The organism is Candidatus Binatia bacterium, from assembly GCA_036493895.1.
Classification (GTDB): domain Bacteria; phylum Desulfobacterota; class Binatia; order UBA1149; family CAITLU01; genus DATNBU01.
Window position 1 is genome coordinate 70,270 of the sequence record DASXOZ010000006.1, and the last position, 23,323, is coordinate 93,592.

Sequence of the window (23,323 nt, forward strand, 5' to 3'; positions counted from 1 at the left end):
CCAGCTATTTTCGAAAGAGCTTGTCGAGGTCCGAGAGGCGATCGGGCCCGGGCGCTGCCTTGGACGGCTGCGCATCGGGCCGCCGCGCGAAATAGTCGCAGAAATTGGCGCGCGACTTTTCGAGCACCCGCTCGGCCATCGGCTCGGCGCACTCGTTGTAGACCGCCTCGTCGTAGAAGCGGCAGTTCCGGCAGCAGCGCAGATCGCTCGAGCAGCGCGGGCACTGCATCGACCTTCCGATCGGATCTTCGAGGTCCAGCTCCTGCGCGCAAGCGTGGCAGACGAAGCGGGCCACCTGCTATTTCCCCTGGTGGCGCGCCAACCAGCGTGCGAGCACCGAAAGAAGCTCGTCCAGCGCTCCCGGCTCCTCGAACCGGTGGCCGACGGCGGGGAAACGTTCGACCTTGCACGGTCCGGCGACGCTGCGACAGATGAGGTCCGCGTGCGAGACCGGCACGACGTCGTCGGCCTCCCCGTGCATGACGAGCACCGGCATCGAGAGGGCCTGCATTGCCTTGGGCGCATCGATGCGAAGCACGTCGTCGAGAAAAGCCGGCCTGAGAAACCCCGAGCCGACGCGGCGACGCCCGCGGCTTCGCCATTCGGCGATCGCCTTGTCGGAAAGTCCCTCGGTGAAGATCTTCGTGTCGGCCACGGGCGCGATGAGCGCGAGGCGGCTGACCAGGTGCGGCGCCTGCGCCGCCGCGAGCAGCGCGACGAGGCCGCCGAGGCTCGAGCCGATCAGCGTGCAGTCGGTCGCGGTGAACCCGTGCATGAAGTCGAGGGCTCCGAGCGCGTCGGCGACTTCGCCGCTGACGGTGAGGTCCTCGTACTCTCCTTCCGAATCGCCGACGTAGGAAAAGTCGAAACGCAGGATGTTGTAGCCGGCCGGAGCGAAGCGTTCGGCGATTGCCGTCTGCTTGGTCCCTCCCCTCGTCGACTCCATGCCGTGGCAAAGCACCAGCCAGCGGCTGCTGCCGGCACCGGCGCGGTGGATGTCGCCGACCAGCCGGTTTCCGCGCCTGGACGGAAACTCGACGTTCTCGCTCGCGACGGGCGTTTGCGCAGCCGGGGCCGGTTTGCCCGTACGTCCAGAGGAAGGCGGCTGCGCGGGCATGACCGCGCGTGATACCATGCAGGAAGTCGTGTCCGAAACTGCCGAGGCCGTGCTGGATCTTTTCGAACGGTCACTGGCCGCGGAATCGGGGCTGGCCGCCAATTCCCGTCGCGCCTACCTGGCCGATCTTCGCCAGTTCCTCACGTTCCTGTCCGAGCGCGCGTCCGGGCAGGACCGCGGGCAAGTCCGCGGGAATGCCCGGCGCCTGCCCCGCCGCACGCGGGGGAATCCCGACCAGCCGGTTGCCGCCGTGTCGATCTCCGTCCTGAGCGGCATCGGCGTCGCCGATGTACGCGCGTACGTTGCCGAAAGGCTTCGCGACAGCGCCCGGTCGAGCACGGCGAGGAAGCTCGCTGCGCTGCGTGCGTTCTTTCGATGGCTGGCCCGCGAGGGAGCTGCCAGCGATCCGAGCGAAGCGGTTTCGGTGCCGAAAGTTCCGCGCCTGCTGCCGGTGCACCTTTCCGTCGACGACATGGCGGCACTGCTGGCCGCGCCCGATACCAATACCGCCGCCGGCCTTCGCGACCGCGCCCTGATCGAGCTCCTGTACTCGTCGGGGCTTCGCGCCGCCGAGTGCGCGCACCTCGACTGGAAGCACATCCACGAGTCGCTCGGCGTTGCGCGCGTGCTCGGCAAGGGCAGCAAGGAACGGGTCGTGCCGGTCGGCGCCGACGCCCTGGCGGCGTTGTCGCGTTACCGCAGCGGCTGGAGCCTGCCGCGCATCGATGCAGCCGCGGTCTTCGTCAACGCCCGCGGCACCCGGCTCACCACCCGCAGCATCGGCCGCATCGTTGCCAGGCACCTGGCGGGCGCCGCCGTCGTGGCCCACGCCACTCCGCACTCTCTGCGTCACAGCTTCGCGACCCATCTTCTCGACGAGGGCGCCGACCTTCGCGCGATCCAGGAGATGCTCGGCCACGCATCGATCGCGACGACCCAGCGCTACACGCACCTCGAGCTCGGGCGCCTCACGGCGGTGTACGACAAGGCTCATCCGCGAGCGTAGCCGTCCCTCGGGGACCACGCAGGCTCACGCAAGGCTCGGGAAGGAGAGCCGGCGGCAGCGGCGGCCCGGCGGCAGCAGGAGCGAGCCGCAGGCCAGGGCTCTGCGGCGCTGGAAGACCGGGGGAACAAGCGCTATACGTCGCAGTTCCGGGACAGCACCAGAGCGGGGACGAGTCGACGCACAGCGCCGGGCGGCCATCGTGTTTTTCCGGAAAGGAATTCGACGTTGAAGGAACTGATCGCCAAGGCCGACGTCCTGCTCGAAGCGCTGCCGTACATGCGGCGCTTCGCCGGACGTGTCGTCGTCATCAAGTACGGCGGCCACGCGATGCTCGACGAGACGTTGAAGTCGGGCTTCGCCGAGGACGTGGTGCTGTTGAAGTCCCTCGGCCTGCGGCCCGTCGTCGTCCACGGCGGCGGTCCCCAGATCGAGGAGGCCCTGTCCCGCCACGGGATCGAGTCGCGCTTCGTGCGCGGCATGCGCGTCACCGACGAAGCGACGATGGAGATCGTCGAGATGGTGCTCGGCGGCCAGATCAACAAGGCGATCGTCGCGATGATCCACACGCACGGCGGCAAGGCCGTCGGGCTGACCGGCAAGGACGGCCGCCTGCTGATGGCCGAGAAGCTGCTCGTGCGCGTCGAGGAAAAAAGCGGCGAGGCGGAGAGCGTCGATGTCGGCATGGTCGGAAGGATCCGGCACATCAATCCCGAGATCCTCGAGCACATCGAGAACACCGACTTCATCCCCGTCATCGCACCGATCGCGACCGACGAGCAGGGACGCACCTACAACGTCAACGCCGACGTGGCCGCTGCCGAGATCGCACGCGGCCTCAAGGCGGAGAAACTGATCCTGCTCACCGATGTCGCGGGCATCAAGAATGCCGACGGCGACGTCCAGGCGCTGTTGTCGGCAGCCGAGGCCAGGCGCCAGATCCGCGCCGGCTCGATCGCCGCCGGAATGGTCCCGAAAGTCGAATGCGCAATCGATGCCCTCGAGGGCGGAGTCGGGCAGGTGCACATCATCGACGGGCGGGTGCGGCACGCGGTGCTGCTCGAGATCTTCACCGACCGGGGTGTCGGCACCGAGGTGCTTCTCGATGTCCCGGCAAAGGCCGCGCCGGCAAAAGCGCGCACCCGGAGCCGTTCCGCAGCGGCGACCGGCACGCCTGCGCGAAAAAGGCCGCAGCAACAGTAAGCCCATGAGCACGACAGCCGGCAGCAAGATCCGCACCGACGACGCGAAGCCGCGGTCCATCATCGAGGCCACCGACCGCTTCACGACGGGCAACTATGCCCGCTATGCGGTCGCGTTCACGCACGGCAACGGATGCCGGCTCTACGACGAGAACGGACGCGAGTACCTCGACCTCTTCGCCGGGCTTGCGGTCTCGTCGCTGGGCCACGCGCATCCGGCGCTGGTCGCGGCGATCCGCGAGCAGGCCGGCAAGCTGATCCACACGTCGAACCTCTATTACCACGAGCCCGGTGCGCGGCTGGCCGAGCGCCTCGTGGAGCTGACGTTCGCCGACCGCGTGTTCTTCTGCAACAGCGGGGCCGAGGCCAACGAGGCTGCGATCAAGATGGCGCGGCGCGCCTCCGGCGGCCGCTACAAGATCATCGCGTCCCACGGCTCGTTTCACGGCCGCACGTACGGAGCGCTGGCCGCCACCGGTCAGCCGGGCCTGAAAGAAGGCTTCGGGCCGATGCTCGAAGGTTTCGTCCACGTCGAACCCGGCAGTGCCGATGCCGTCGCGGCAGTGATCGCCGAAGACACGGCGGCGGTGATCGTCGAGCCGATCATCGGCGAAGGCGGCGTTCTCGTGCCGCCGCAAGGCTACCTCGCCGCGCTGCGGGACCTCTGCGACCGCACCGGCGCTCGCCTGATCCTCGACGAAGTGCAGACCGGCAACGGGCGCACCGGAACCCTGTTCGCGTACGAGCACGAAGGGATCCGCCCCGATATCGTCACGACGGCCAAGGGGCTGGCCGGAGGGCTTCCGATCGGCGCCGTGCTCGCGCGTGAAGACGTCGCGGCGGCCTTCGTTCCGGGCTCCCACGGCACGACCTTCGGCGCGAATCCCGTCTGCTGCGCGGCCGCGCTCGCCGTGCTGGGCGAGCTCGTCGGCGGCGTCGCCGCCAATGCGGGCCGCGTCGGTGCCTATCTCCTCGCGTCGCTGCGCCAGGCGCTTGCGGGTCGCGGCGATGTCGTCGAAATCCGTGGCAAGGGCCTGCTGATCGGCATCGAGATGACGAGGGACACCAAGCCGATCGTGCGCGCGCTTCTCGAAAACGGCGTCATCGCCAATTCGACGGCGGGCAATGTGATCCGCCTCATCCCGCCGCTGATCCTCACCGAGAAAGAGGCGGACGAGGGCATCGCTGCGCTCGTGCGGGTACTCGGATGAAGCGCGACCTCGTCACGCTGCGCGACATCTCGCGCACCGAGCTGTTCCACCTGATCGCGCTCGCACGGCGCCTCAAGGCCGACGTGCGTGCCAGGCGCTCCCATCCGTGGCTGCCCGGGCGAACGCTGGCGATGATCTTCGAGAAACCGAGCCTGAGGACGCGGGTCACTTTCGAGACCGGCATGTACCAGCTCGGCGGCGGCGCAATCTACCTTGCGCCCGGCGACATCCAGCTCGGGCGAAGGGAGCCGGTCGGCGACATCGCCGCCAACCTTTCGCGCTGGGTGGACCTCATCGTCGCGCGCACGTTCTCGCACGACTCGCTCGTCGAACTTGCGCGCTCGGCCACGGTGCCGGTGATCAACGGGCTGAGCGACCTCTATCATCCGTGCCAGATCCTCGCCGACCTGATGACGCTGGCCGAGCTTCGCGGCTCGCTCGAAGGCATGCACGTCGCGTTCATCGGCGACGGCAACAACATGGTGCATTCGTGGGTGCTGGCAGCGGCCAAGGTCGGCTTCGATTTCGTGCTCGCGTGCCCGAAAGGCTACGAGCCCGACCCCGACATCCTCGCCGAGGCGCAGGGCGCAGCACCCGGCCGCATCCGCGTCACGCACGAAGTGGCCGACGCCGCGCGCGGCGCCGACGTGCTGTACACCGACGTGTGGACGAGCATGGGCCAGGAGGACGAGGCCGAAAGGCGGCGCAAGGTCTTCGCGAAGTTCCAGATCAACGACGCGCTGGTTGCGGCGGCGAAGCCGGACGTCATCGTCATGCACTGCCTGCCGGCGCACCGCGGCGAGGAAATCACCGCGTCGGTGATCGACGGCCCGCGCTCGGTCGTGCTCGAGCAGGCCGAGAACCGGCTGCACCTCCAGAAAGCCATCCTGGCGTGGCTGGCCGGCGCCCCCGAGGCACAAGGCCACTGACGCCGGTCCCGACTCTCTTTTTCAAGGAAGAACGTGAGCAAGAGCGACAAACCGAAGAAGATCGTGCTCGCCTACAGCGGCGGCCTCGATACGTCCGTGATCCTCAAGTGGCTGATCGAGCAGTACGACTGCGAAGTGGTCGCCTACATCGCCGACGTCGGCCAGGACGAAGACCTCGAGGGCGCGCGCCAGAAAGCTTTCCGCACCGGCGCGGTCGAAGCGTTCGTCGAAGACCTGCGCGAGGAATTCGTGCGCGACTTCGTCTTCCCGATGTTGCGCGCCGGAGCCGTCTACGAGGGCACCTACCTTCTCGGCACGTCGATCGCGAGGCCGGTGATCGCCAAGCGCCACATCGAGGTCGCCAGGCGCACCGACTCCGACGCCGTCTCCCACGGCGCCACCGGGAAAGGCAATGACCAGGTTCGCTTCGAGCTGACGTACGCCGCGCTCGCCCCCGACCTCAAGGTCATCGCGCCGTGGCGCTTCTGGGACCTCAATTCGCGCGCCAAACTGTTCGATTTCGCCGAAAAGCACGGCATCCCGCTGCCGGTCACGCGCGACCGCGGCTACAGCATGGACCGCAACGTGCTGCACATCAGCTTCGAGGGCATCGAGCTCGAGGATCCGTGGCAGGCGCCGCGCGAAGACATGTTCGTGCTGAGCGTGTCGCCGGAAGCTGCGCCCGGCACGGCGACGTACGTCGAGATCGAGTACAGGAGCGGCGATCCGGTAGCCCTGGACGGTCACGCGCTGCCTCCGTTCGAGCTGCTCGCACGGCTCAACAAGATCGCAGGCGCCAACGGCGTCGGCCGCGCCGACATCGTCGAGAACCGCTACGTCGGCATGAAGTCGCGCGGCGTCTACGAGACGCCCGGCGGCACCGTGCTGACGATCGCGCACCGCGCCCTCGAATCGCTGACGCTCGACCGCGAGGTCATGCACCTTCGCGACAGCCTGATCCCGCGCTACGCCGAAATGGTCTACTACGGCTACTGGTTCGCACCCGAGCGCGAGATGCTGCAGGCCGCAGTCGACGAGTCGCAAAAGTGCGTCAACGGCACTGTCCGCATGAAGCTCTACAAGGGCGCGGCCACGGTGGCCGGCCGCAAGTCGGACGACTCGCTGTACGTGCCGGCGCTGGCGACGTTCGAAGAAGACGAAGTGTACACCCAGGCCGACGCCACCGGCTTCATCCGACTTTCGGGGCTCAGGCTGAAGGTGCGAAACATGGTAAGGTCCAGAAAGGGCTGAAATCATGGCCGACCGGAAAACCAGGCGATCGGCGACTGCCGCCGGCGGTTCGACTCCCGCCCGCAGCGCGGCGCCCGACAATGCCAAGAAGGCCAAGGCGGCCAAGGCAGCGGGCCGCGCGTCCGTCACGAAAAAATCCAGTGCGCAAAGCCCCGCCGGCCGGGCGAATCGAAGCTGGGGAGGCCGCTTCGAGGCAAGGCCCGACGAAAAGACCCAGGCCTTCACCGCGTCGATCGGTTTCGACCAGCGCCTGTATGCGCACGACATCCGCGGCAGCGTCGCGCACGCGTCGATGCTCGCCGCCGCGGGCATCCTGACCGCCGCCGAAAGAGACAGCATCGTCAAAGGGCTTCGCGAGATCGAGGCCGAGATCCGCGAAGGCCGTTTCCGCTTCGAGGTGTCCGACGAGGACGTGCACATGGCCCTCGAGAGGCGCCTGGTCGAGAAGACCGGTGCGGCCGGCGCCAAGCTGCACACCGCAAGGTCGCGCAACGACCAGGTCGTCACCGACGTGCGCCTCTACCTGCTCGATGCGTTGCCCGCGATCGATGCGCGCATCGACGACCTGCAAAGGGCGCTGCTCGAGGTCTGCCTGGAGCACCCGAAGGCCGTGATGCCGGGTTACACGCACATGCAGAGGGCGCAGCCCGTGCTGCTCGGCCACCATCTGCTCGCGTATTACGAGATGCTCGTGCGCGACCGCGGCCGTCTCGATGATGCGAAGGTGCGCATCGACGTGCTTCCGCTCGGCGCCGGCGCCCTTGCCGGCACGACACTGCCGATCGACCGCGCCCGCACTGCGCGGGAGCTCGGTTTCTCGAAAGTCGCAGAGAACAGCATCGATGCCGTCGCGGCCCGCGATTTCGTGCTCGAGCCTCTGGCCGACCTTGCGATCCTGTTCGCGACGCTGTCGCGCCTGGCCGGCGAGATCGTGCTGTGGGCCACGAGCGAATACGGCTTCGTTCGCCTGCACGACGCGTATTCGACCGGCAGCTCGATGATGCCGCAGAAGAAAAATCCCGACATCGCCGAGCTGGTGCGAGGCAAGTCGGGGCGCGTATTCGGCAACCTGGTCGCCGTGCTGACGGCGGCCAAGGGCCTTCCGCTCGCGTACAACAGTGACCTTCAGGAAGACAAGGAGCCGCTGTTCGACAGCATCGATACGGCCTTGTCCTGCCTGGCGACGCTGGCCGCGATGCTGCGCTCGCTCACGTTCGACGAGGCGGCGATGCGAAGGGCAGCGTCCGACTCGTTCCTGCTTGCGACCGACCTCGCCGAGATCCTCGTCTCGCGCGGGGTGCCGTTTCGCCAGGCCCACGAGGTGGTCGGCAGGATCGTTCGCCACTGCATCGACGAGCGCATCGAGCTGACGGCACTGTCGAGCAGCGAGCTCGAGAAATTTTCGCCGGCGCTCGGTGCGGCAGCCGATCGCAAGGCCGGCGGCACCGTGGCTTCGCTTCTCACGCTCGACCAGGCCGTCGCGCGGCGCCGCTCCTATGGCGGCACGTCGGGCAGCCTGGTCTCGCGTCGCGTGAGCACGCTCGCGAAGAAGCACGGCGTGAGGCTGCCGTGATCGGCCAGCGCAGCGCGCGTATCGGCCAGCCCGGCGCGCGCATCGCCCATTCCAGCGCGCGTATCGCCCGGCCCGGCGCGCGCATCGCCCGCGCTGCAGCGGGCGCGGCTCTTGTCGCGTGCGTAGTTGGTTGCGGGCTTCGCACGCCGCCCCGCCCTCCCGAAGACACCGCGCCTGTCATTCCCGGCAAGGTCGAAGCCACGCGCCAGGACGGCGCCGTCGTCGTGCGCTGGCAGCGCGCCGAGCACAGCGCCGACGGCCAGAAGCTCGACGACCTCGCAGCGTTCGTCGTCGAGCGAAAGCGCGACAGCGAAAGCGAATGGACGAGGATCGGCACCGTTTCGGTCATCGACCAGGAAAAGATCCGCCGCCGCAAGCAGTTCGAGTACCGCGACGAGAGTGCGCGCGATGCGCCGGTTTCTTACCGCGTCATCGCAGTGGACGCCGACAAGCAGGAAGGTGCGCCGACGGCGCCCGCAGCGGCGGTCGTGCCGCCGCCGAAACCGCCCGCTCCCGTGGCGCCGGCTGCTCCCGCGGCGCCGCCTGCGTCTGGGGGTGCGCCGGCTGTTCCCGCAGCGCCGACGGCGCCCGTAGCACCCGCTCCACCCGCGCCCGCCGCCCCTTAGCCGGCCGGCCCGCAGATTCTTTCGCGCACGTGCATCTCCCGACGGCGCACGCGCCTTCGCAGGCTCAGCGCACGAGCGCCGCGTGCACGAGATCGGCGATCTTCTGGTGCCGCAGCGTGCTTTTCGTCTCCGCCATCAGGCCCGCCGACAGGAACACGCAGACCAGTCCTTTTTCCGGATCGACCCAGAAGCAGTTGGAACCGGCGCCGAAGCCTCCGTACGCAGAAGGTGATGCCGTAAGACCGAACGGAGTCGGGAACCACGCGCCCTGGCCGCGCACGAAGAACCCGTAACCGAGACAAGCCGGGAACAGCGGCCAGCCGAAGGACGCCCTGGCGTAGTCCCAAAGGCCGTTCGGCAGATCGCCGGTCTGGTTGGTCGTCATCAGGCCGATCGTCGACGGCGAAAGGATGCGGATGCCGTCGATCTCGCCGCCGCGGCGGAAGCACTCGGCGAAGCGGAAGAAGTCGTGCGCCGTGGTCAGGCAGCCTCCGGCCGGAAGCTCGAAATCCTCGGCGATCATCGCCGCTGCGCCTTCGAGCAGGTCGGGATCGAACATGTCGGGACTGCGGTCGCGTGCAATGACGGGAACTTTCCTTGCCGCGAGATCGGCGCGAAGCCCGAGCGACGTGTCGGTCATGCCGAGAGGCCCGAACAGGTCTTCGGCCATCATCTGCCGGTAGCTGCGACGCCCGCCGTCGAGGCGCCGAACGATGGCCGCGAGCACCGAATGCGCGATCAGCGCCGAGTAGTTCACGCGCTGGCCGGGCACGCCCTCCGGAAGAAGCGCGCACGCAACCTCGGCCATCGCGTCGATGTTGCCGAGCTGTTCGGGCGCGATCGCAGGAAGCCCGAACGGAAGCCCGGCACGATGCACGATGAGGTCGCCGATCGTGACGTTGTGCTTCCCCTTCTGGCCGAAGGCCGGCAGGATCTCGGCGACGCGGGTAGTGACGGCGATCTCGCCACGCTCGACGCGCATCATCACCATCGTGTTGGTGAGCTGCTTGGCGATCGACATCGAGAAGAACACGTCGGACAGCTCGGCGCTGCGTCCGGTCGCGCGATCGGCAAACCCGAACGCCTCGTGCACGACGAGCCGTCCCTCGCGTGCGACGAGCAGCACGCAGCCGTCGTAGCGCATGGCGTCGACGTCGTCGCGAATGACGTCGCGCAGGCGATCGAGGCGGTTGGAATCGAAACCGGCATCCGCTGCAGTCATGAAAGTCCCTCCGGGGCGGCGAAATCTGACACCACCGCCGCCGCGCGGCAATCGCAAGCAGCCTGCCGGGCCGCAATCTGTACCTGCCGCGGATTTCGCGTTAGAGCGATGGGGATGAGCAGGCAGCCGGCCCTCGCGGTCGTCTTTCCCGGGCAGGGCGCACAGAAGCCCGGGATGGGGCGCGACTTCTTCGAGCAGTACGCCGAGAGCCGGGCAGTGTTCGAAGAAGCTTCGGCCGCGCTCGGCTACGACGTTGCCGCGCTGTGTTTCGACGATCCGGCCAGGCTCGCGCTGACCGAGTTCCAGCAGCCGGCGATCCTGGCCACCGAGATCGCGATGATGGAAGCGCTGCGCCGGCGCCACGGCTACGAGCCGCGCTATTTCGGTGGTCATTCGCTCGGCGAATACACGGCGCTCGTGGCGGCCGGCGTCATGGCTCTCGGCGATGCCGTGCGCCTCGTTGCCCTTCGCGGTCGCCTGATGCAGCAGGCCACTCCGGCGGGCACCGGCGCAATGACCGCGATCGTGCACTCGGACCTCGACGTCGCATGGCTGCGCTCCACTGCGCAAGGGTTCGGCGTCGACGTCGGCAATCACAATGCCCTCGACCAGGCGTCGCTGAGCGGGCTGGCCGGCGACGTGGCCGAAGCCGTCGCTGCCGCGAAGGCTTCCCCGAAGGGCCGCGTTCGTGCGATTCCGCTTCGCGTGTCGGCGCCGTTCCATTCGCGTCACATGAAAAGCGTCGAGGCGCCGCTGGCGGCCGCGCTGAAGTCGATCGGGCACCTCGACAGCGCCAGAGCCGTCCACGTGCTGTCGAATGCATCGGGCACTTTCCACAGCGGATCGCGCCGCGACCTGGAGCGCGGCCTCGTCGAGCAGGTGGCGAGCACGGTGCGCTGGGTCGAGGACATGCGCGAGCTGGTCGAGCGCGACTGCCGCATCGTCGAAGTCGGGCCCGGGCGGCCGCTGCGCGGCTTCTTCGCGTCGCTCGGCGTCGAGATCGAGTCGATCACCAGCGTCGCGACGATCCCGGAGCCGAAGCACTGAGCGTCGAGGCCGACCCGCCGCCGCCGATTGTCGTCGTCGGCGCCGGCGCAGCCGGACTGATGGCAGCGATCCACGCCGCGGGCCCCACGGCGTCGCTCGCGCGCGGCAGCAACGCACCCGGCGTTGTCGTCGTCGAAAGCACTCGCGACGGCGGCCGCAAGATCCTGATCAGCGGCGGAGGCCGCTGCAACATCCTGCCCGGCGAGCTGGACGAATCGCGTTTCGTCACCGACTCCTCGGCGAACACGATGAAAAAAATGCTGCGCTCCTGGCCTCTGTCCGCGCAGCGCGCGTTCTTCGAGCAGGAGCTCGGCATCGAGCTTCGCCTCGAGAAGGAGACGGGCAAGCTTTTTCCGGCGAGCAACCGCGCCCGCGACGTGCGCGACGCGCTGGTCTCGTGCGCGAGCTCGCGGGGAGCCCGCCTGCGTTTCGAGAGTCCCGTTGCCGCGCTGGCGCGCATCGAACGAGGCGGGCAATCGCCGCTCTGGCAACTGACGATGCGCTCCGGCGAGACGCTCGATGCCTGCGCCGTCATCCTCGCGACCGGCGGCCTGTCGGTGCCGAAGACCGGCAGCGACGGTAGCGGGCTTCGCATCGCGGGCGAGCTCGGCCACCACTTGCAACCGACTTACGCGGCGCTGACCCCACTGCTCGACGAGACGGCCACCTTTGCCGGACTCGCCGGGATCTCGCTCGACGTCACGCTCGAAGCGTCCGGTGGTCGAAGGCCCCTGCGCACCCGCGGAGGATTCCTGTTCACCCACCGCGGCTACAGCGGGCCGTCGGTGCTCGACCTGTCGCACGTCGCGGTGCGAAGCCTCGAGCACCGCAGCGCACCGGGCGAAACCTCATCGCAGCCGGTCACGCAGAAGATCCTGCAGAAGATTCTGGCGAGCTGGACTGCGCTCGACCGCGAGGACTGGGAGCGCGAGCTCGAGCCGCGCCGCGCGGGCGTGCTCGGCGTCATTCGGCAACATCTCCCGTCCAGGCTCGCGGAAAGGCTTCTCGACGTGGCCGGCATCCCGCCGCAGCGCAGCCTCGCCGAGCTGAGGAGCGGCGAGCGCCGCGCGCTGCTGGAAGTGCTTACGCGCGCCGAGCTGCCGTGGACCGGCCACGAAGGATACCGCAGCGCCGAAGTGACCGGAGGAGGAATCGCGCTGTCGGATGTGGATCCGCGCACGATGCAGAGCCGCGTCGCGGCCGGCCTGTTCCTGTGTGGAGAGATGCTCGATGCGTTCGGGCCGATCGGCGGCTTCAACTTCGCCTGGGCCTGGGCCACCGGCCGCGCCGCCGGTGAAGGCGCCCGCGCGTACGCCGCATCGGGCGATGCCGCCGCGCGGGTCCAGAAGGGCGCCTGACGGACGCAGACGGGCCTTTTTGCGCAGCCCGCGACCTTGGCCTTCGCAAGAAGCCGGCGCTATATCCCGCCGACGATGTCGCTCTCGTTCACCAAGCTGCACGGTTGCGGCAACGACTATCTGTTCGTCGACTGCACCGGCGACTGCGCGCTGCCCGGCTCGGAGCAGCTTCCGGCCATCGCGCGTTACGTCTCCGATCGCCACACCGGTGTCGGCAGCGACGGCGTGATCCTCGTCTGCCCGGGCAACGGCGACGGCACCGATTTCCGCATGGAGATGTACAACGCCGACGGCAGCCGCGGCATGATGTGCGGCAACGGCATTCGTTCTCTCGGCAAGTACGTCTACGACCACGGCCTCACCACCCGCCGCAGCCTGCAGATCGCCACCGATTCGGGACCGAAGAAGCTCGACCTCGAGCTCGACGGCGGCCGCGTCTCGCGCGTGCGCGTCGAGATGGGCAAGGCCGTGCTCGACGGCCGCAAGATTCCGATCGACAGCGACGAGCAGTTGATCAACGCCCCTCTCGAAGTCGCCGGCCAGACCTGGCGCGTCACCTGCGTGTCGATGGGCAACCCCCACTGCGTGACGTTCGACGTCGACCCCGACGGCATCGAGGACATCGCGAGGATCGGCCGCCAGTTCGAGCGCCACGCGTTTTTCCCCGCAAGCGTGAACACCGAGTTCGCGCGCGTCGACTCGCGCACCGAGCTGACGATGAGAGTGTGGGAGCGCGGATCGGGCGAAACTTTCGCGTGCGGAACCGGCGCCTGCGCCGTCGTCGTCGCCGGCGCGCTGACCGGTCGCACCGACCGCCACGCGACGGTCCACCTTCGCGGCGGAGACCTCGAGATCGAGTACCACCAGGACGGAAACGTCGTGATGACGGGGCCGACAGTCGAGGTGTTCTCGGCAACCGTGGAGATTCCGGACCGGCTCTGCTGAGCGGTCCGGCGGAGGAAGCAAGTCATGGCCGCGATGTTCCAGGGAACCTTCACAGCACTGGTCACGCCGTTTCGCGGCGGCGAAATCGACGAGCCGGCCTTTCGCGCGCTGATCGACGAGCAGATCGAAGCGGGAATCGACGGCATCGTCCCGTGCGGCAGCACCGGCGAGTCTGCCACTCTCAGTCACGAAGAACACGAAAAGGTGATCGGCATCGCGATCGACCACGCGCGCGGCCGCAGCAGCCAGGCCGGTCGCAGCGTCAAGGTGATCGCCGGCACCGGCTCGAACAACACGCGCGAAGCGTGCCGCCTCACCCGTGCCGCCGCAGACGCCGGTGCCGACGCCTCGCTGCTGATCAGCCCTTACTACAACAAGCCCACGCAGCACGGGCACGTCGAGCACTTCAAGGCGATCGCGGCCGCAGCACCCGAGCTTCCACTGATCCTCTACAACATCCCCGGCCGCACCGGCATGAACATGCTGCCGGAGACGATCGCGCGCCTTGCCGAAGTGCCGAGCATCGTCGGCATCAAGGAAGCGTCGGGGTCGGTGGACCAGTGGCTCAACATCATCCGTCTTTGCGGCCCCGACTTCTGCGTGCTGGCCGGTGACGATGCGGCCACGCTGCCGATGATGTCGATCGGCGCCCACGGCGTGATCTCCGTCCTCACCAACCTGATGCCGGCGCGCTTCAAGGCCATGGTGGACGCCGCGCTGGCCGGCGACTTCGGATCGGCTGCGCAGATCCAGTACGAAGTTCTGCCTCTGCTCCAGGTGCTGTTCCTCGAGATCAATCCGATCCCGGTCAAGGCTGCGCTGGCGATGATGGGCCGCATCCACAACGAAGTGCGGCTTCCGCTGACTCCGCTGTCGGATGCTCCTGCCGCGCGGCTGCGCGACGCCTTGCGCGCCGCAGGGCTTCTCGCGGAGGCGCGGGCTACGGCATGAGCCGCGCGCCGATCATCGTGCTCGGCGCCGGCGGCCGCATGGGCCGGCGCATCGTCGCGCTGGCCGAGCAGGGCAGCGAAGCGCGCGTAGTCGGCGCCGTCGAAATCGCGGGATCCCACCTGATGGGCCAGGACGTCGGCGAGCTGGCCGGCGTGCCGCTCATCGGCGTCAAGGTCGTCGCCGATTTCGCTGCAGCCGTCTCCGGCGCGGAACAGGGCGCCGTCGCGGTCGACTTCACGCAGCCGGAAGCGGCCGTCGAGCACGCCAGGCAGGCGGCAGCGATGTGCACGCCGATCGTCATCGGCACCACCGGCCTCACGCGCGAGCAGAAGAACGAGCTCGAGCTGGTGTCGAAGAGGACGCCGCTCCTGCTGTCGCCGAACATGAGCATCGGCATCCACGTGCTGCGCGGGCTGGTCGGCGAGGCGGTGCGCAAGCTCGGCCCGGGATTCGACGTCGAAATCGTCGAGGTGCACCACAACCGCAAGAAGGACGCACCGTCGGGCACGGCACTGGCGCTGGCCGAGGAAGCTGCCGCTGCCGCCGGCGTCGATCCTGCCACGGCCTTCGTCCAGTCCCGCCAAGGGCTGGTCGGAGAGCGCCGCAACGGCGAGATCGGCGTGGTCGCCGTACGCGGAGGCGACAACATCGGCGAGCACACCGTGATGCTGCTCGGCACCGGCGAGCGCCTCGAGCTCATTCATCGCGCATCGTCCCGCGACTGCCTTGCCGCCGGCGCCGTGCGCGCCGCCGCCTGGCTCCACGGCAAGACCCCCGGCCTCTACTCGATGTCCGACGTTCTGGGACTCCGCTAGCAACCTGCTCCAGCAACCTGCCGGCGAGCCGCACATCGCGCAGGTTGCGCGATCGGCGCCCGGACCGATATACGCGGCACGGGGAACTCAGGGTGAGCCATACGGCTTTCATCGGGATCGGCACCAACCTCGGCGACCGACAACGTAACTACAGGACTGCGCTGGAGAAAATCGGCGCGCTGAAGGACACGCGCGTCATCGGCAAGTCGTCGATGTACGAGAGCGAGCCTCACGGCAAGGCGCGCAACTGGTTTCTCAACGGCGTCGTCGAGATCGTCACCGAGATGGAAGCCGCGCCGCTGCTCAAGGAACTTCAGAAGATCGAGTCGGCGCTCGGTCGCAGGCGCGAGGCTGCCAAGACGTCGATCTCGCGCGAGATGGACCTCGACATCCTGTTTTTCGACCACGATACGATCGACAGCCGCAGCCTGAAGATCCCGCACCCGGAAATGGGCAACCGCAAATTCGTGCTGCTGCCGCTGGCGGAGCTGGCGCCGGCTTTCCTTCACCCGCTCTCCGGCAGCAGCGTCTCGAGCCTGCTGGCGACGTCACCGGACAAGAAAAAGGTCATGCTCTACCGGCCTCGCTAGGACTTCATGCAGATTTTCATCGACAGCGCCGACATCAACGAGATCCGCGAAGCAGCCGAGATGGGCGTCATCGACGGCGTGACCACCAACCCGTCGCTGGTGGCCAAGACCGGCAGGCGCTTCGAGGACGTCCTCTCCGACATCCTCGAGGTCGTCGACGGCCCGATCAGTGCCGAGGTCGTCAGCACCGAGGCCGCTGCCATGATCGCCGAGGGCCGCAAGCTGGCGGCTCTGCACCCGAACATCGTCGTCAAGGTGCCGATCGGAGCCGAGGGCCTGAAGGCGATCCGCGCGCTGTCGGACGAGAACATCCGCGTCAACGTCACGCTGATCTTCCAGCCCGCGCAGGCCCTGCTCGCGGCCAAGGCCGGCGCGGCGTACGTCAGTCCCTTCGTCGGTCGCCTCGACGACGTCTCCGAGGACGGCATGGCGCTCATCGGCCAGCTCGTCGAGATCTTCGACAACTACGACTACGGCACCGAGATCCTCGTCGCGAGCATCCGCAGCCCGATGCATTTCGTGCATTCGGCAAGGATGGGCGCCGATGTAGCCACCTGTCCGCTCTCCGTGATCCAGCAGCTCCTCAAGCACCCTCTTACCGACGCCGGCCTGGCCAAGTTCCTGGCCGACTGGAAGAGCGTGCCCAAGAAGTAGGAAGGACTGGACCTCGCCTCACCTCTCCCCCGCCCCGGGGCCTGCCGCGGCTCCAGCGCACAACTTCGGGAGCAGACGGGCGCTTGACTCACTTGGCTCGGGATCTACCATGAGCGGTTGACGGTCGTCGTGCGGGGAACAGTCCGTCACTCGGCTTGAGAGAGCTTCCGAAAGTCTACTTCGAACGCTTGCTGGAAACGTCGCCCGACATTGTCGTGGCGGTCGACCGCAACGGCGTCATCATCTTCTACAACGACGGGGCCGCCGAGATCCTCGGCTACCGCGGGAACGAGGTCCTCGGGACCCCGGTCGCGCGGCTCTACCCGGACGTCGAGGAGGCCAAGCGCGTCATGGAGGCCATGAGGGGCGGCCAGGGCCGCGTCAGCACCTTCGAGACCGAGTTCGTCGCCAAGGACGGGCGCCGGGTACCGGTGGCCATCTCCGGCTCCATCATCCACGACGAAAAGGGCCGCGAGCAGGGCAGCATCGGCTTTGCCAAGGACATCCAGCACCTGCGCGAGCACGACCAGCTCGTCACCCTCGGCCAGCTCGCCGTCAGCCTTGCCCACGAGGTCAACAACCCGCTGGAGGTGCTGGTCAACCAGGTCGAAATGATCGAGCGCTTCCTGCACGACAGCACGAGCAGCCAGGACTATTCGCGCGAGCACGAGCGCGTCGAGGCGATCCGCCGCGAGCTGCGCCGCATCCAGGCCATCGTCGAACGGGTGGGCGAGATGGCCGCCGACGGCTTCTACGCTTCGCGCGAATACATGCCGGGGCGACTGATGACCGATCTCGGGCTGGACGCCGCGCCGGTCGAGGAAGTCGCACCGGCCGCTTGCGCCTGCGGAGGCGAGATCCGCGGCAAGACGATCCTCGTCGTCGACGACGATGCGGGGGTGCGGCACTCGATGGCGGAGATCCTCGGCGGCGAAGGCTGCAAGGTGATGACGACGCCGTCGGGACGCGAAGCGCTGGCGCTGATCGAGCGCGAGCGCGTGGACCTGGTGATCAGCGACGTGCAGATGCCGGACATGGACGGTTACGAGCTGTTCCGGCGCATCCGGGAGGGGCACCACCAGCTCCCCGTCGTGCTGATGACCGCGTACTATTACGACAAGGATCACGTCATCAAGCGCTCGAAGGCCGACGGCCTGCGCGACGTGATCTTCAAGAAGCCGATCGATCCCGGCCGCCTGCGCGAAATCGTCGAGTCGCGCGCGGCGGCGCATTGACGGGGTCAGGCACCAGCGGCCGCGGTGTCGGTGCGGACTTGCAGCGTCATTCCTGCCGCTGGTGCCTGACCCCAGGCTTCAGCGGCTGCGGTGTCGGTGCGGACTTGCAACGTCATTCCTGCCGCTGGTGCCTGACCCCAATTTGACCTTGCGTCTACGCCGCTTCAGGAAGGCGTCGTGACGATCCGCATCGATCGCGTGTATACGCGCACGGGCGATGACGGCCAGACCGGGCTCGTCGGCGGCCGGCGCATCGCCAAGGACGAGCTGCGCATCGCGTGTTACGGCGACGTCGACGAGCTCAACAGCGTGCTCGGCGTCGCGCGCAGCGCGCTGGCCCCGCAAAAAGCCGGCGACGACGACTCCGCGCGCATCGACCGCGTGCTCGCGTTCGTACAGCAGGAGCTGTTCGACCTCGGCAGCGAGCTGGCCACTCCGCCCGAGTCCGAATACGAAGGAATGATCCGCATCGGCGACGACGCCATCGCGCGCCTCGAGCAATGGATGGACGAGCTTTCGAGCGACCTGCCGCCGCTCAAATCGTTCGTGCTGCCGGGCGGAGGTGCGGCCGCTGCTTCGCTGCACGTCGCGCGCACCGTGTGCCGTCGCGCCGAGCGCGCCGTGACGACGCTGGTGCGGCGCGGCGAAACTTCACCGGCCACCGCGCGCTACCTCAATCGCCTGAGCGACCTGCTGTTCGTGCAGTCGCGCTGGATCGCGGTGCGAAGCGGCCACGGCGAGGTGCTCTGGCAACACGGCCTGGAGCCGCCGCCGCCCGGGCGCTCCGGTCGCGGACGGGCGCGCAAGCCTGCGCAGGCGAGCGAAGCGCAACCGTCCGGCACCTCCTCGACTGCATCCGACGCCGCAGCGCGTCCGAAAAAGTCGCGATGACGCCGGCGGCGCCACGATCGTGCGGCCCGTGCGCCCGCTGCGTCGAACCCCCGGCAGGGAGAACGCCATGACCCCCGAGCGAACCGACGGACACGGGCTTTCGATCAAGCAGATCGAGATCGGCCCGATGCAGAACTACGTCTACATCGTCGCCGACATGGAGCAGAGGAAGGCGCTGCTCGTCGACCCCGCATGGCAGATCCAGGGACTCGTCGACGAGCTCGACAAGCAGGACCTCGAACTGGTGGGTGCGCTGATCACCCACTACCACCCCGACCACATCGGGGGGGACTTTGCAGGCCATCACATCGAAGGCATCCAGGAGCTGATGGCCGCGCGCCCCTGCAAGATCTACATCCACAAGGCGGAGGCCCCGTACGTGCAGCACCAGCTCGGCCTGACGCCGGCCGACTACGTGCAGACCGACGACTCGACGACCGTGGACGTGGGACGGATTCCGGTGCGATTACTCCACACTCCGGGGCACACCCCCGGATCCCAGTGCTTCCTGGTCGGGGGGCACCTCGTCTCCGGTGACACCCTGTTCATCGGATCCTGCGGTCGCGTCGACCTGCCCGGAAGCAACCCGAGTGATCTCTATTACAGCCTCAATCAGAAGCTGAAACGTCTGCCCGACGAGACGATCCTTTTGCCCGGGCACAACTACTCGCCGGAGCGCACCTCCACGATCGCGCACGAGAAACAGAACAACCCGTTCATGCGTTTTGAAAGCGTCGAAGACTACCTGCACGCGATGGGCCACTGACGCATCGCAGCATCACCCCCGGGAAAGTCGCAGCGCTGCGACGAACGGGCGTTTGAGCCGCGCATTCCTGCCGGAAATGCCTTGACTCATCGGTGCGCCCCGAACATAGGATTCCCCTGCACTCGGCTCGGTCCCCCTCGCGTTCATACGGGGTAGGGTTGGGGACCTCGATCGACCAATCATCCCAGGACCCATCATCCGCAGGAGGAGTACATCCATATGAAGCATACTTTCTATCGGCTCGTCGGCGCGGTTGCCGTTGCGTCGCTCGTCGGCGCAGCCGGCATCGCGCAGGCGGACACCGCCGCCGACATCGCCTGTCACTCCGCAATCGGCAAGAACGTGTCCAAGCTGCAGGCCACGCTGGTCAAGAACATGGTCGGCTGCCACAAGGCGCGCGACAAGGGCGGCCTCAACTCTACCGACTGCAACAAAGTCATCGGCACCAACAGCGCCGACATCGAGAGCGGCGGAAAGAACTCCGCAGCGATCTCGGCGGCCGTCGCGGCGATGACCGCGGTCTGCACCGACGCCAACGCGGCAGTGATCGCGCTGTACCCCAACTGTCCGTCGCCGGAGTCACACGCGAACACCACGATGGACAACGTGCTGCAGTGCCTGACCAAGCTCTCCGCCGACTACGTCGGCAAGCTCGGTGCGACCGTGCTCGGCAATCCTCAGACCGAGCCGCTCAGCAAGGCCGAGGGTGGATGCAAGGGCGCAGTCGCCAAGGCCCTGTCGAAGGCCATCAAGACCGACAGCGGCACCCGCGCCAAGTGCATGTCGAGCTTGGAGAAGACCAATGGCGCGCTCGTGACTTACGGCTCGAGCACCTGCATCGACGGCGCGGGCGACCCCAAGGGGAAGATCGCCGGCGCGATCACCGCCGTGGATACCGGCATTGACGGCAAGTGCGGTGCGGCCAGCCTGCTGACGAAGAGCAACTTCCAGGACATGGACTTCTGCAGCGGCACGCTCGGCTCGGCCGGAAATAACGCCGCGACAGCCGTCGGCCTGCACACCTGCATCACCAAGCGCGCCGTTGCGCCGACCGCCGACGGCCTTGCCGCCCTGATCTTCGAGCTGCCCGGCAAGTGCGCAGTCGCCGCCGACGTGATCATCAACGCCGGCTTCGGCCAGAAGCACTCGAACACTCGCCTCGACACCGGCTTCACCGGCCTCGGCCAGGACGTCGACGTCGAAGACAACTCGCTCGGCGGCGTCAAGCTCTCGGGCTGCAATGCATTCTGCGAGGATTGCCAGGTGAGGATCGACAGCCACAACGGCTACTGCCGCTGCGGCAACTCGCCGACGACGAAGTGCTTCAACAACATCGAGACGGCCGACGCGACCGAATGCCCCGGCGGCGGCGACAACGTCTGCCACTGCATGTTCGGTCCTCCGCTCGCGCTGAACGCCGGCGGAACTCCGGCCTGCGTCGTCAACACTTTCAGCGGCGACTTCACCGGAACCACCCAGGCCGTCGGCGAGTACAACGTGACGACCAGGACGAACGCGATCGTCTATACCGGTGAGAGCCTGTTCGCGCCGTGTCCCACCTGTTCGGGCGCCGGCACGCCGACGGTCGGCGGCACCGGCACCTGCCACGGAGGCCAGCAGACCGGTGCCGCGTGCCACATCGACGCGATTCACCCGGACTTCGGCCCGGTCAGCTTCGATTGCCAGCCGTCGAGCGGCAAGAACGTCAGCGGCACCGGCCTGAAGCTCGCCCTCGCGTTCACGAGCGGGGATAGCCCTTCGGTGAACGCGACCATCAACAACGCGAGCTTCTGCGACACGTCGGCCGGACCCTGCCACTGCAGCGTCTGCACGGGCAACACCAACGTCGCCTGTAACAGCACCGCGGACTGCACGGCGTTCGGCGCCGGCACCTGCGGCTTCGACGTGACGACCCTGAGCGGCGTCGACCAGAAGCCGAAGCAGAACCAGTGCGGGACGGTCTGCATGGCCAACACCAGCCCCGACGACGGCATGGGCACCTGCGACGACCCCATCGACAACTACTGCGATGGCGCCAGCATCCTGCGTGCGAGCGGCCGCGGCATCCTGACGTGCTTCACCAACGCCGATTGCACCCCTGCGCACCACTCGGACTGCCCGGGCGGCGACTGCGGCAACTGCACGCTGCAGCTGCCGCGCTCGTGCTTCCTGCCGGCCGTCACGGCGACGGGCACGCCCGGCATCTACAACAGCGAGGGCGTGTCGGCGTTCTGCACGGGTCCGACGTCGAACAGCGGCATCAACGATGCCGGCGGCGTCCCGGGACCGGGCCGCGTCAAGCTCGACTTCGACTTCAACGTGTGGTGCGACGCCGCCCACACCAAGCAGTTCCAGCTGCCGGGCGGCTCGAACTGCCCGTAGGCTCCAACCTTTCCGCAGCGGCCTCGCGGCCGTGACGGACCAGCAAAGGCCCCCGCATCGCAAGGTGCGGGGGCCTTTTTTTACGTTCGCATCGCTGCCGTCGGCTGCGACCGCGGCGGTTGTCTCCGCGCCCCGGTCGCGTTACGAGACCGCGTCTTTTTCGGACGCAGCGGCCACCCAGTCCACCGGCGGCCGCCCGCATCCACCGAGCCCGGCCTGGCCGTAGGCCGCTGAGGATCAGCGGCCGTTCAGCGTAGGTCGCTGAGGATCAGCGGCCGTTCAGATGAGACCGACGAACCTCGACAGGGAGACGGGAATGACGATCAAGTCGGATGCGTGGGTGCTCTACGCCGGGGAGAAGGGAGCACCGCCCAAGCCCACCCAGCTCGTGCGCGAGACGTTCGAGTTTCGCGAGCCGGGGCCGGAAGAGGCGCTGGTTTCTCCGCTGTTCGGCTGCATGGAAGGCAACATGGGCCACGCCGTCGAGCGGCGCCCGATCGATCTCTGCCTTGCCCGCGGCGAGGACAAGGTCGTCGTCGGCAATGCCGGCGTCGTGCGCGTCGACAAGGTCGGCTCGGCCGTCTCGACGGTTCGCGACGGCGACATCGCCATCGTGTTCTGCAACGGCGCTCCCGACCGCTTCGGTTATCCCGAGAGGATCTGGGCCTACGATGCGCCCGGCACCGTCGGCGTGCTGTCGCGCCAGACGCGGATGCACGAGAAACAGCTCATCCGCATCCCGAAGAACACCGCGTATCCGCTCGAGCAGTGGGCCGCGTTCTCGCTTCGCTACGTGACGGCGTGGTCGAACTGGGAGCTCGCGTACGGCACGCTCCGCCTGCTGCTGAACGAGAAGGAATTGCCGCACCCCGAGGTCTGGGGCTGGGGCGGCGGCGTCTCGCTCGGCGAGCTCGCGCTGGCAAGACATGCCGGCTGCCGCGTCGCACAGATCGCGTCGACCGACGAGCGCCTGACGACGATCGAGAGCCTCGGCATCCGCGCGATCGACCGCCGCGAGTTCCGCGACCTGTACTTCGACAAGAAGAAGTTCCGCGCCGACGAGGACTACACGAAGAACTACCTGGCCGCCGAGAACATCTTCACGAAGAAAGTCACCGAGATGACGGGCGGCAACCTCGTCAACATCTTCATCGACTACGTCGGCGTGCCGGTGCTGCGCGCCACGCTCAAGGTGCTGGCCCGCGAAGGCATCCTGACGACGGCCGGATGGAAGGAAGGGATGATGATCGAGCTGGTGCGCGCCAGCGAATGCATCGCGCGCCACCAGCACATCAACACCCACTACGCACGCTACGAGCAGGGCCTGGCCGCCGTCGAATTCGCCGAAAAGAACGGCTGGCTGCCGCCGCTGGACACCCGCGTCTACGATTACGACGAGATCCCGGCGTTGTTCGACGACTACGCGCACGACCGCGTCGGCTGGTTCCCGGTGTTCCGCGTCAACGGCTAGCAAGAATGCAATCGGTGTAATGGGGTCTGACCCCATTCGCATCCATCATGGGGTCTGACCCCATACACATGGGGTCAGACCCCA

General features: G+C 67.8%; 21 protein-coding genes and 1 pseudogene. 19 read left to right on the plus strand and 3 right to left on the minus strand.

The window, feature by feature from the left end:
* Nucleotides 1-4 precede the first annotated feature (4 nt).
* Both VGK20_00485 and VGK20_00490 read right to left on the minus strand, forming a co-directional pair.
* On the minus strand, nucleotides 5-295 hold the full coding sequence (locus VGK20_00485; protein HEY2772502.1) for a hypothetical protein: 291 nt from the start codon (nucleotides 293-295) through the stop codon (nucleotides 5-7).
* A gap of 3 nt (nucleotides 296-298) precedes the next feature.
* Complete coding sequence (locus VGK20_00490) at nucleotides 299-1,117, minus strand: alpha/beta fold hydrolase (protein HEY2772503.1); 819 nt, start codon at nucleotides 1,115-1,117, stop codon at nucleotides 299-301.
* Here VGK20_00490 and VGK20_00495 point away from each other — a divergent pair.
* From VGK20_00495 to VGK20_00525, 7 genes and pseudogenes are all read left to right on the plus strand, one after another.
* Entirely contained in the window at nucleotides 1,116-2,123 is a 1,008-nt protein-coding gene (locus VGK20_00495; GenBank protein HEY2772504.1) for a tyrosine recombinase XerC, read from the plus strand. The two genes, VGK20_00490 and VGK20_00495, sit on opposite strands and share 2 nt — an antisense overlap.
* A gap of 225 nt (nucleotides 2,124-2,348) precedes the next feature.
* A pseudogene (argB, locus tag VGK20_00500) lies at nucleotides 2,349-3,218 on the plus strand (acetylglutamate kinase).
* A gap of 109 nt (nucleotides 3,219-3,327) precedes the next feature.
* Nucleotides 3,328-4,533 carry an acetylornithine transaminase gene (locus tag VGK20_00505; GenBank protein HEY2772505.1) on the plus strand — a complete coding sequence of 402 codons (1,206 nt, stop codon included), beginning with the start codon at nucleotides 3,328-3,330 and terminating at the stop codon, nucleotides 4,531-4,533.
* The gene (gene argF, locus VGK20_00510; protein ID HEY2772506.1) at nucleotides 4,530-5,462 is read left to right on the plus strand and encodes an ornithine carbamoyltransferase; all 933 of its coding nucleotides are present in this window, start codon (nucleotides 4,530-4,532) and stop codon (nucleotides 5,460-5,462) included. The genes VGK20_00505 and argF overlap by 4 nt, the downstream gene beginning before the upstream one ends.
* A gap of 33 nt (nucleotides 5,463-5,495) precedes the next feature.
* Complete coding sequence (locus VGK20_00515) at nucleotides 5,496-6,713, plus strand: argininosuccinate synthase (GenBank protein ID HEY2772507.1); 1,218 nt, start codon at nucleotides 5,496-5,498, stop codon at nucleotides 6,711-6,713.
* 4 nt (nucleotides 6,714-6,717) lie between these two features.
* Nucleotides 6,718-8,286, plus strand: coding sequence for an argininosuccinate lyase (gene argH, locus VGK20_00520; GenBank protein ID HEY2772508.1), 1,569 nt, complete (start codon nucleotides 6,718-6,720; stop codon nucleotides 8,284-8,286).
* Nucleotides 8,283-8,912 (plus strand): hypothetical protein, encoded by a 630-nt coding sequence (locus VGK20_00525; GenBank protein ID HEY2772509.1) that lies wholly within the window; start codon nucleotides 8,283-8,285, stop codon nucleotides 8,910-8,912. The genes argH and VGK20_00525 overlap by 4 nt, the downstream gene beginning before the upstream one ends.
* A gap of 64 nt (nucleotides 8,913-8,976) precedes the next feature.
* On the opposite strand, the gene VGK20_00530 is transcribed toward VGK20_00525, so the two are convergent.
* Nucleotides 8,977-10,134 (minus strand): serine hydrolase domain-containing protein, encoded by a 1,158-nt coding sequence (locus VGK20_00530; GenBank protein ID HEY2772510.1) that lies wholly within the window; start codon nucleotides 10,132-10,134, stop codon nucleotides 8,977-8,979.
* A gap of 114 nt (nucleotides 10,135-10,248) precedes the next feature.
* On the opposite strand from VGK20_00530, the gene VGK20_00535 reads away from it, so the two are divergent.
* The 12 genes from VGK20_00535 (at nucleotide 10,249) to VGK20_00590 (ending at nucleotide 23,239) form a co-directional block, all read left to right on the plus strand.
* Nucleotides 10,249-11,181, plus strand: a complete 933-nt coding sequence (locus tag VGK20_00535) for an ACP S-malonyltransferase (GenBank protein ID HEY2772511.1) — start codon at nucleotides 10,249-10,251, stop codon at nucleotides 11,179-11,181.
* Nucleotides 11,182-11,207: 26 nt separating this feature from the next.
* Nucleotides 11,208-12,539, plus strand: coding sequence for an aminoacetone oxidase family FAD-binding enzyme (locus VGK20_00540; protein ID HEY2772512.1), 1,332 nt, complete (start codon nucleotides 11,208-11,210; stop codon nucleotides 12,537-12,539).
* A gap of 75 nt (nucleotides 12,540-12,614) precedes the next feature.
* Complete coding sequence (dapF, locus tag VGK20_00545; protein ID HEY2772513.1) at nucleotides 12,615-13,484, plus strand: diaminopimelate epimerase; 870 nt, start codon at nucleotides 12,615-12,617, stop codon at nucleotides 13,482-13,484.
* Between the two features lie 33 nt (nucleotides 13,485-13,517).
* Nucleotides 13,518-14,435: a 4-hydroxy-tetrahydrodipicolinate synthase gene (gene dapA / locus VGK20_00550; protein HEY2772514.1), complete on the plus strand. Its 918-nt coding sequence runs from the start codon at nucleotides 13,518-13,520 to the stop codon at nucleotides 14,433-14,435.
* On the plus strand, nucleotides 14,432-15,250 hold the full coding sequence (dapB, locus tag VGK20_00555) for a 4-hydroxy-tetrahydrodipicolinate reductase (GenBank protein HEY2772515.1): 819 nt from the start codon (nucleotides 14,432-14,434) through the stop codon (nucleotides 15,248-15,250). Before dapA ends, dapB begins: the two co-directional genes overlap by 4 nt.
* 92 nt (nucleotides 15,251-15,342) lie before the next feature.
* On the plus strand, nucleotides 15,343-15,840 hold the full coding sequence (gene folK / locus VGK20_00560; protein ID HEY2772516.1) for a 2-amino-4-hydroxy-6-hydroxymethyldihydropteridine diphosphokinase: 498 nt from the start codon (nucleotides 15,343-15,345) through the stop codon (nucleotides 15,838-15,840).
* A gap of 6 nt (nucleotides 15,841-15,846) precedes the next feature.
* Nucleotides 15,847-16,494, plus strand: a complete 648-nt coding sequence (gene fsa, locus VGK20_00565; protein HEY2772517.1) for a fructose-6-phosphate aldolase — start codon at nucleotides 15,847-15,849, stop codon at nucleotides 16,492-16,494.
* Between the two features lie 155 nt (nucleotides 16,495-16,649).
* On the plus strand, nucleotides 16,650-17,729 hold the full coding sequence (locus tag VGK20_00570) for a response regulator (GenBank protein ID HEY2772518.1): 1,080 nt from the start codon (nucleotides 16,650-16,652) through the stop codon (nucleotides 17,727-17,729).
* Nucleotides 17,730-17,906: 177 nt separating this feature from the next.
* Entirely contained in the window at nucleotides 17,907-18,620 is a 714-nt protein-coding gene (locus VGK20_00575; protein ID HEY2772519.1) for a cob(I)yrinic acid a,c-diamide adenosyltransferase, read from the plus strand.
* Between the two features lie 67 nt (nucleotides 18,621-18,687).
* Nucleotides 18,688-19,386 carry an MBL fold metallo-hydrolase gene (locus tag VGK20_00580; GenBank protein HEY2772520.1) on the plus strand — a complete coding sequence of 233 codons (699 nt, stop codon included), beginning with the start codon at nucleotides 18,688-18,690 and terminating at the stop codon, nucleotides 19,384-19,386.
* A gap of 219 nt (nucleotides 19,387-19,605) precedes the next feature.
* Nucleotides 19,606-21,768 carry a hypothetical protein gene (locus tag VGK20_00585; GenBank protein HEY2772521.1) on the plus strand — a complete coding sequence of 721 codons (2,163 nt, stop codon included), beginning with the start codon at nucleotides 19,606-19,608 and terminating at the stop codon, nucleotides 21,766-21,768.
* Nucleotides 21,769-22,051: 283 nt separating this feature from the next.
* Nucleotides 22,052-23,239: a zinc-binding alcohol dehydrogenase family protein gene (locus tag VGK20_00590; protein HEY2772522.1), complete on the plus strand. Its 1,188-nt coding sequence runs from the start codon at nucleotides 22,052-22,054 to the stop codon at nucleotides 23,237-23,239.
* Nucleotides 23,240-23,323: the final 84 nt, after the last annotated feature.

What these genes read in the sequence shown, in the direction of transcription:
- VGK20_00495 (HEY2772504.1), top strand. Translation starts at nt 1,116, where the DNA reads ATGACCGCGCGTGATACCATGCAGGAAGTCGTGTCCGAAACTGCCGAG.
- VGK20_00490 (HEY2772503.1), bottom strand. Translation starts at nt 1,117, where the DNA reads ATGCCCGCGCAGCCGCCTTCCTCTGGACGTACGGGCAAACCGGCCCCG.
- VGK20_00505 (HEY2772505.1), top strand. Translation starts at nt 3,328, where the DNA reads ATGAGCACGACAGCCGGCAGCAAGATCCGCACCGACGACGCGAAGCCG.
- argF (HEY2772506.1), top strand. Translation starts at nt 4,530, where the DNA reads ATGAAGCGCGACCTCGTCACGCTGCGCGACATCTCGCGCACCGAGCTG.
- argH (HEY2772508.1), top strand. Translation starts at nt 6,718, where the DNA reads ATGGCCGACCGGAAAACCAGGCGATCGGCGACTGCCGCCGGCGGTTCG.
- VGK20_00530 (HEY2772510.1), bottom strand. Translation starts at nt 10,134, where the DNA reads ATGACTGCAGCGGATGCCGGTTTCGATTCCAACCGCCTCGATCGCCTG.
- VGK20_00535 (HEY2772511.1), top strand. Translation starts at nt 10,249, where the DNA reads ATGAGCAGGCAGCCGGCCCTCGCGGTCGTCTTTCCCGGGCAGGGCGCA.
- dapF (HEY2772513.1), top strand. Translation starts at nt 12,615, where the DNA reads ATGTCGCTCTCGTTCACCAAGCTGCACGGTTGCGGCAACGACTATCTG.
- dapA (HEY2772514.1), top strand. Translation starts at nt 13,518, where the DNA reads ATGTTCCAGGGAACCTTCACAGCACTGGTCACGCCGTTTCGCGGCGGC.
- dapB (HEY2772515.1), top strand. Translation starts at nt 14,432, where the DNA reads ATGAGCCGCGCGCCGATCATCGTGCTCGGCGCCGGCGGCCGCATGGGC.
- fsa (HEY2772517.1), top strand. Translation starts at nt 15,847, where the DNA reads ATGCAGATTTTCATCGACAGCGCCGACATCAACGAGATCCGCGAAGCA.
- VGK20_00580 (HEY2772520.1), top strand. Translation starts at nt 18,688, where the DNA reads ATGACCCCCGAGCGAACCGACGGACACGGGCTTTCGATCAAGCAGATC.
- VGK20_00585 (HEY2772521.1), top strand. Translation starts at nt 19,606, where the DNA reads ATGAAGCATACTTTCTATCGGCTCGTCGGCGCGGTTGCCGTTGCGTCG.
- VGK20_00590 (HEY2772522.1), top strand. Translation starts at nt 22,052, where the DNA reads ATGAGACCGACGAACCTCGACAGGGAGACGGGAATGACGATCAAGTCG.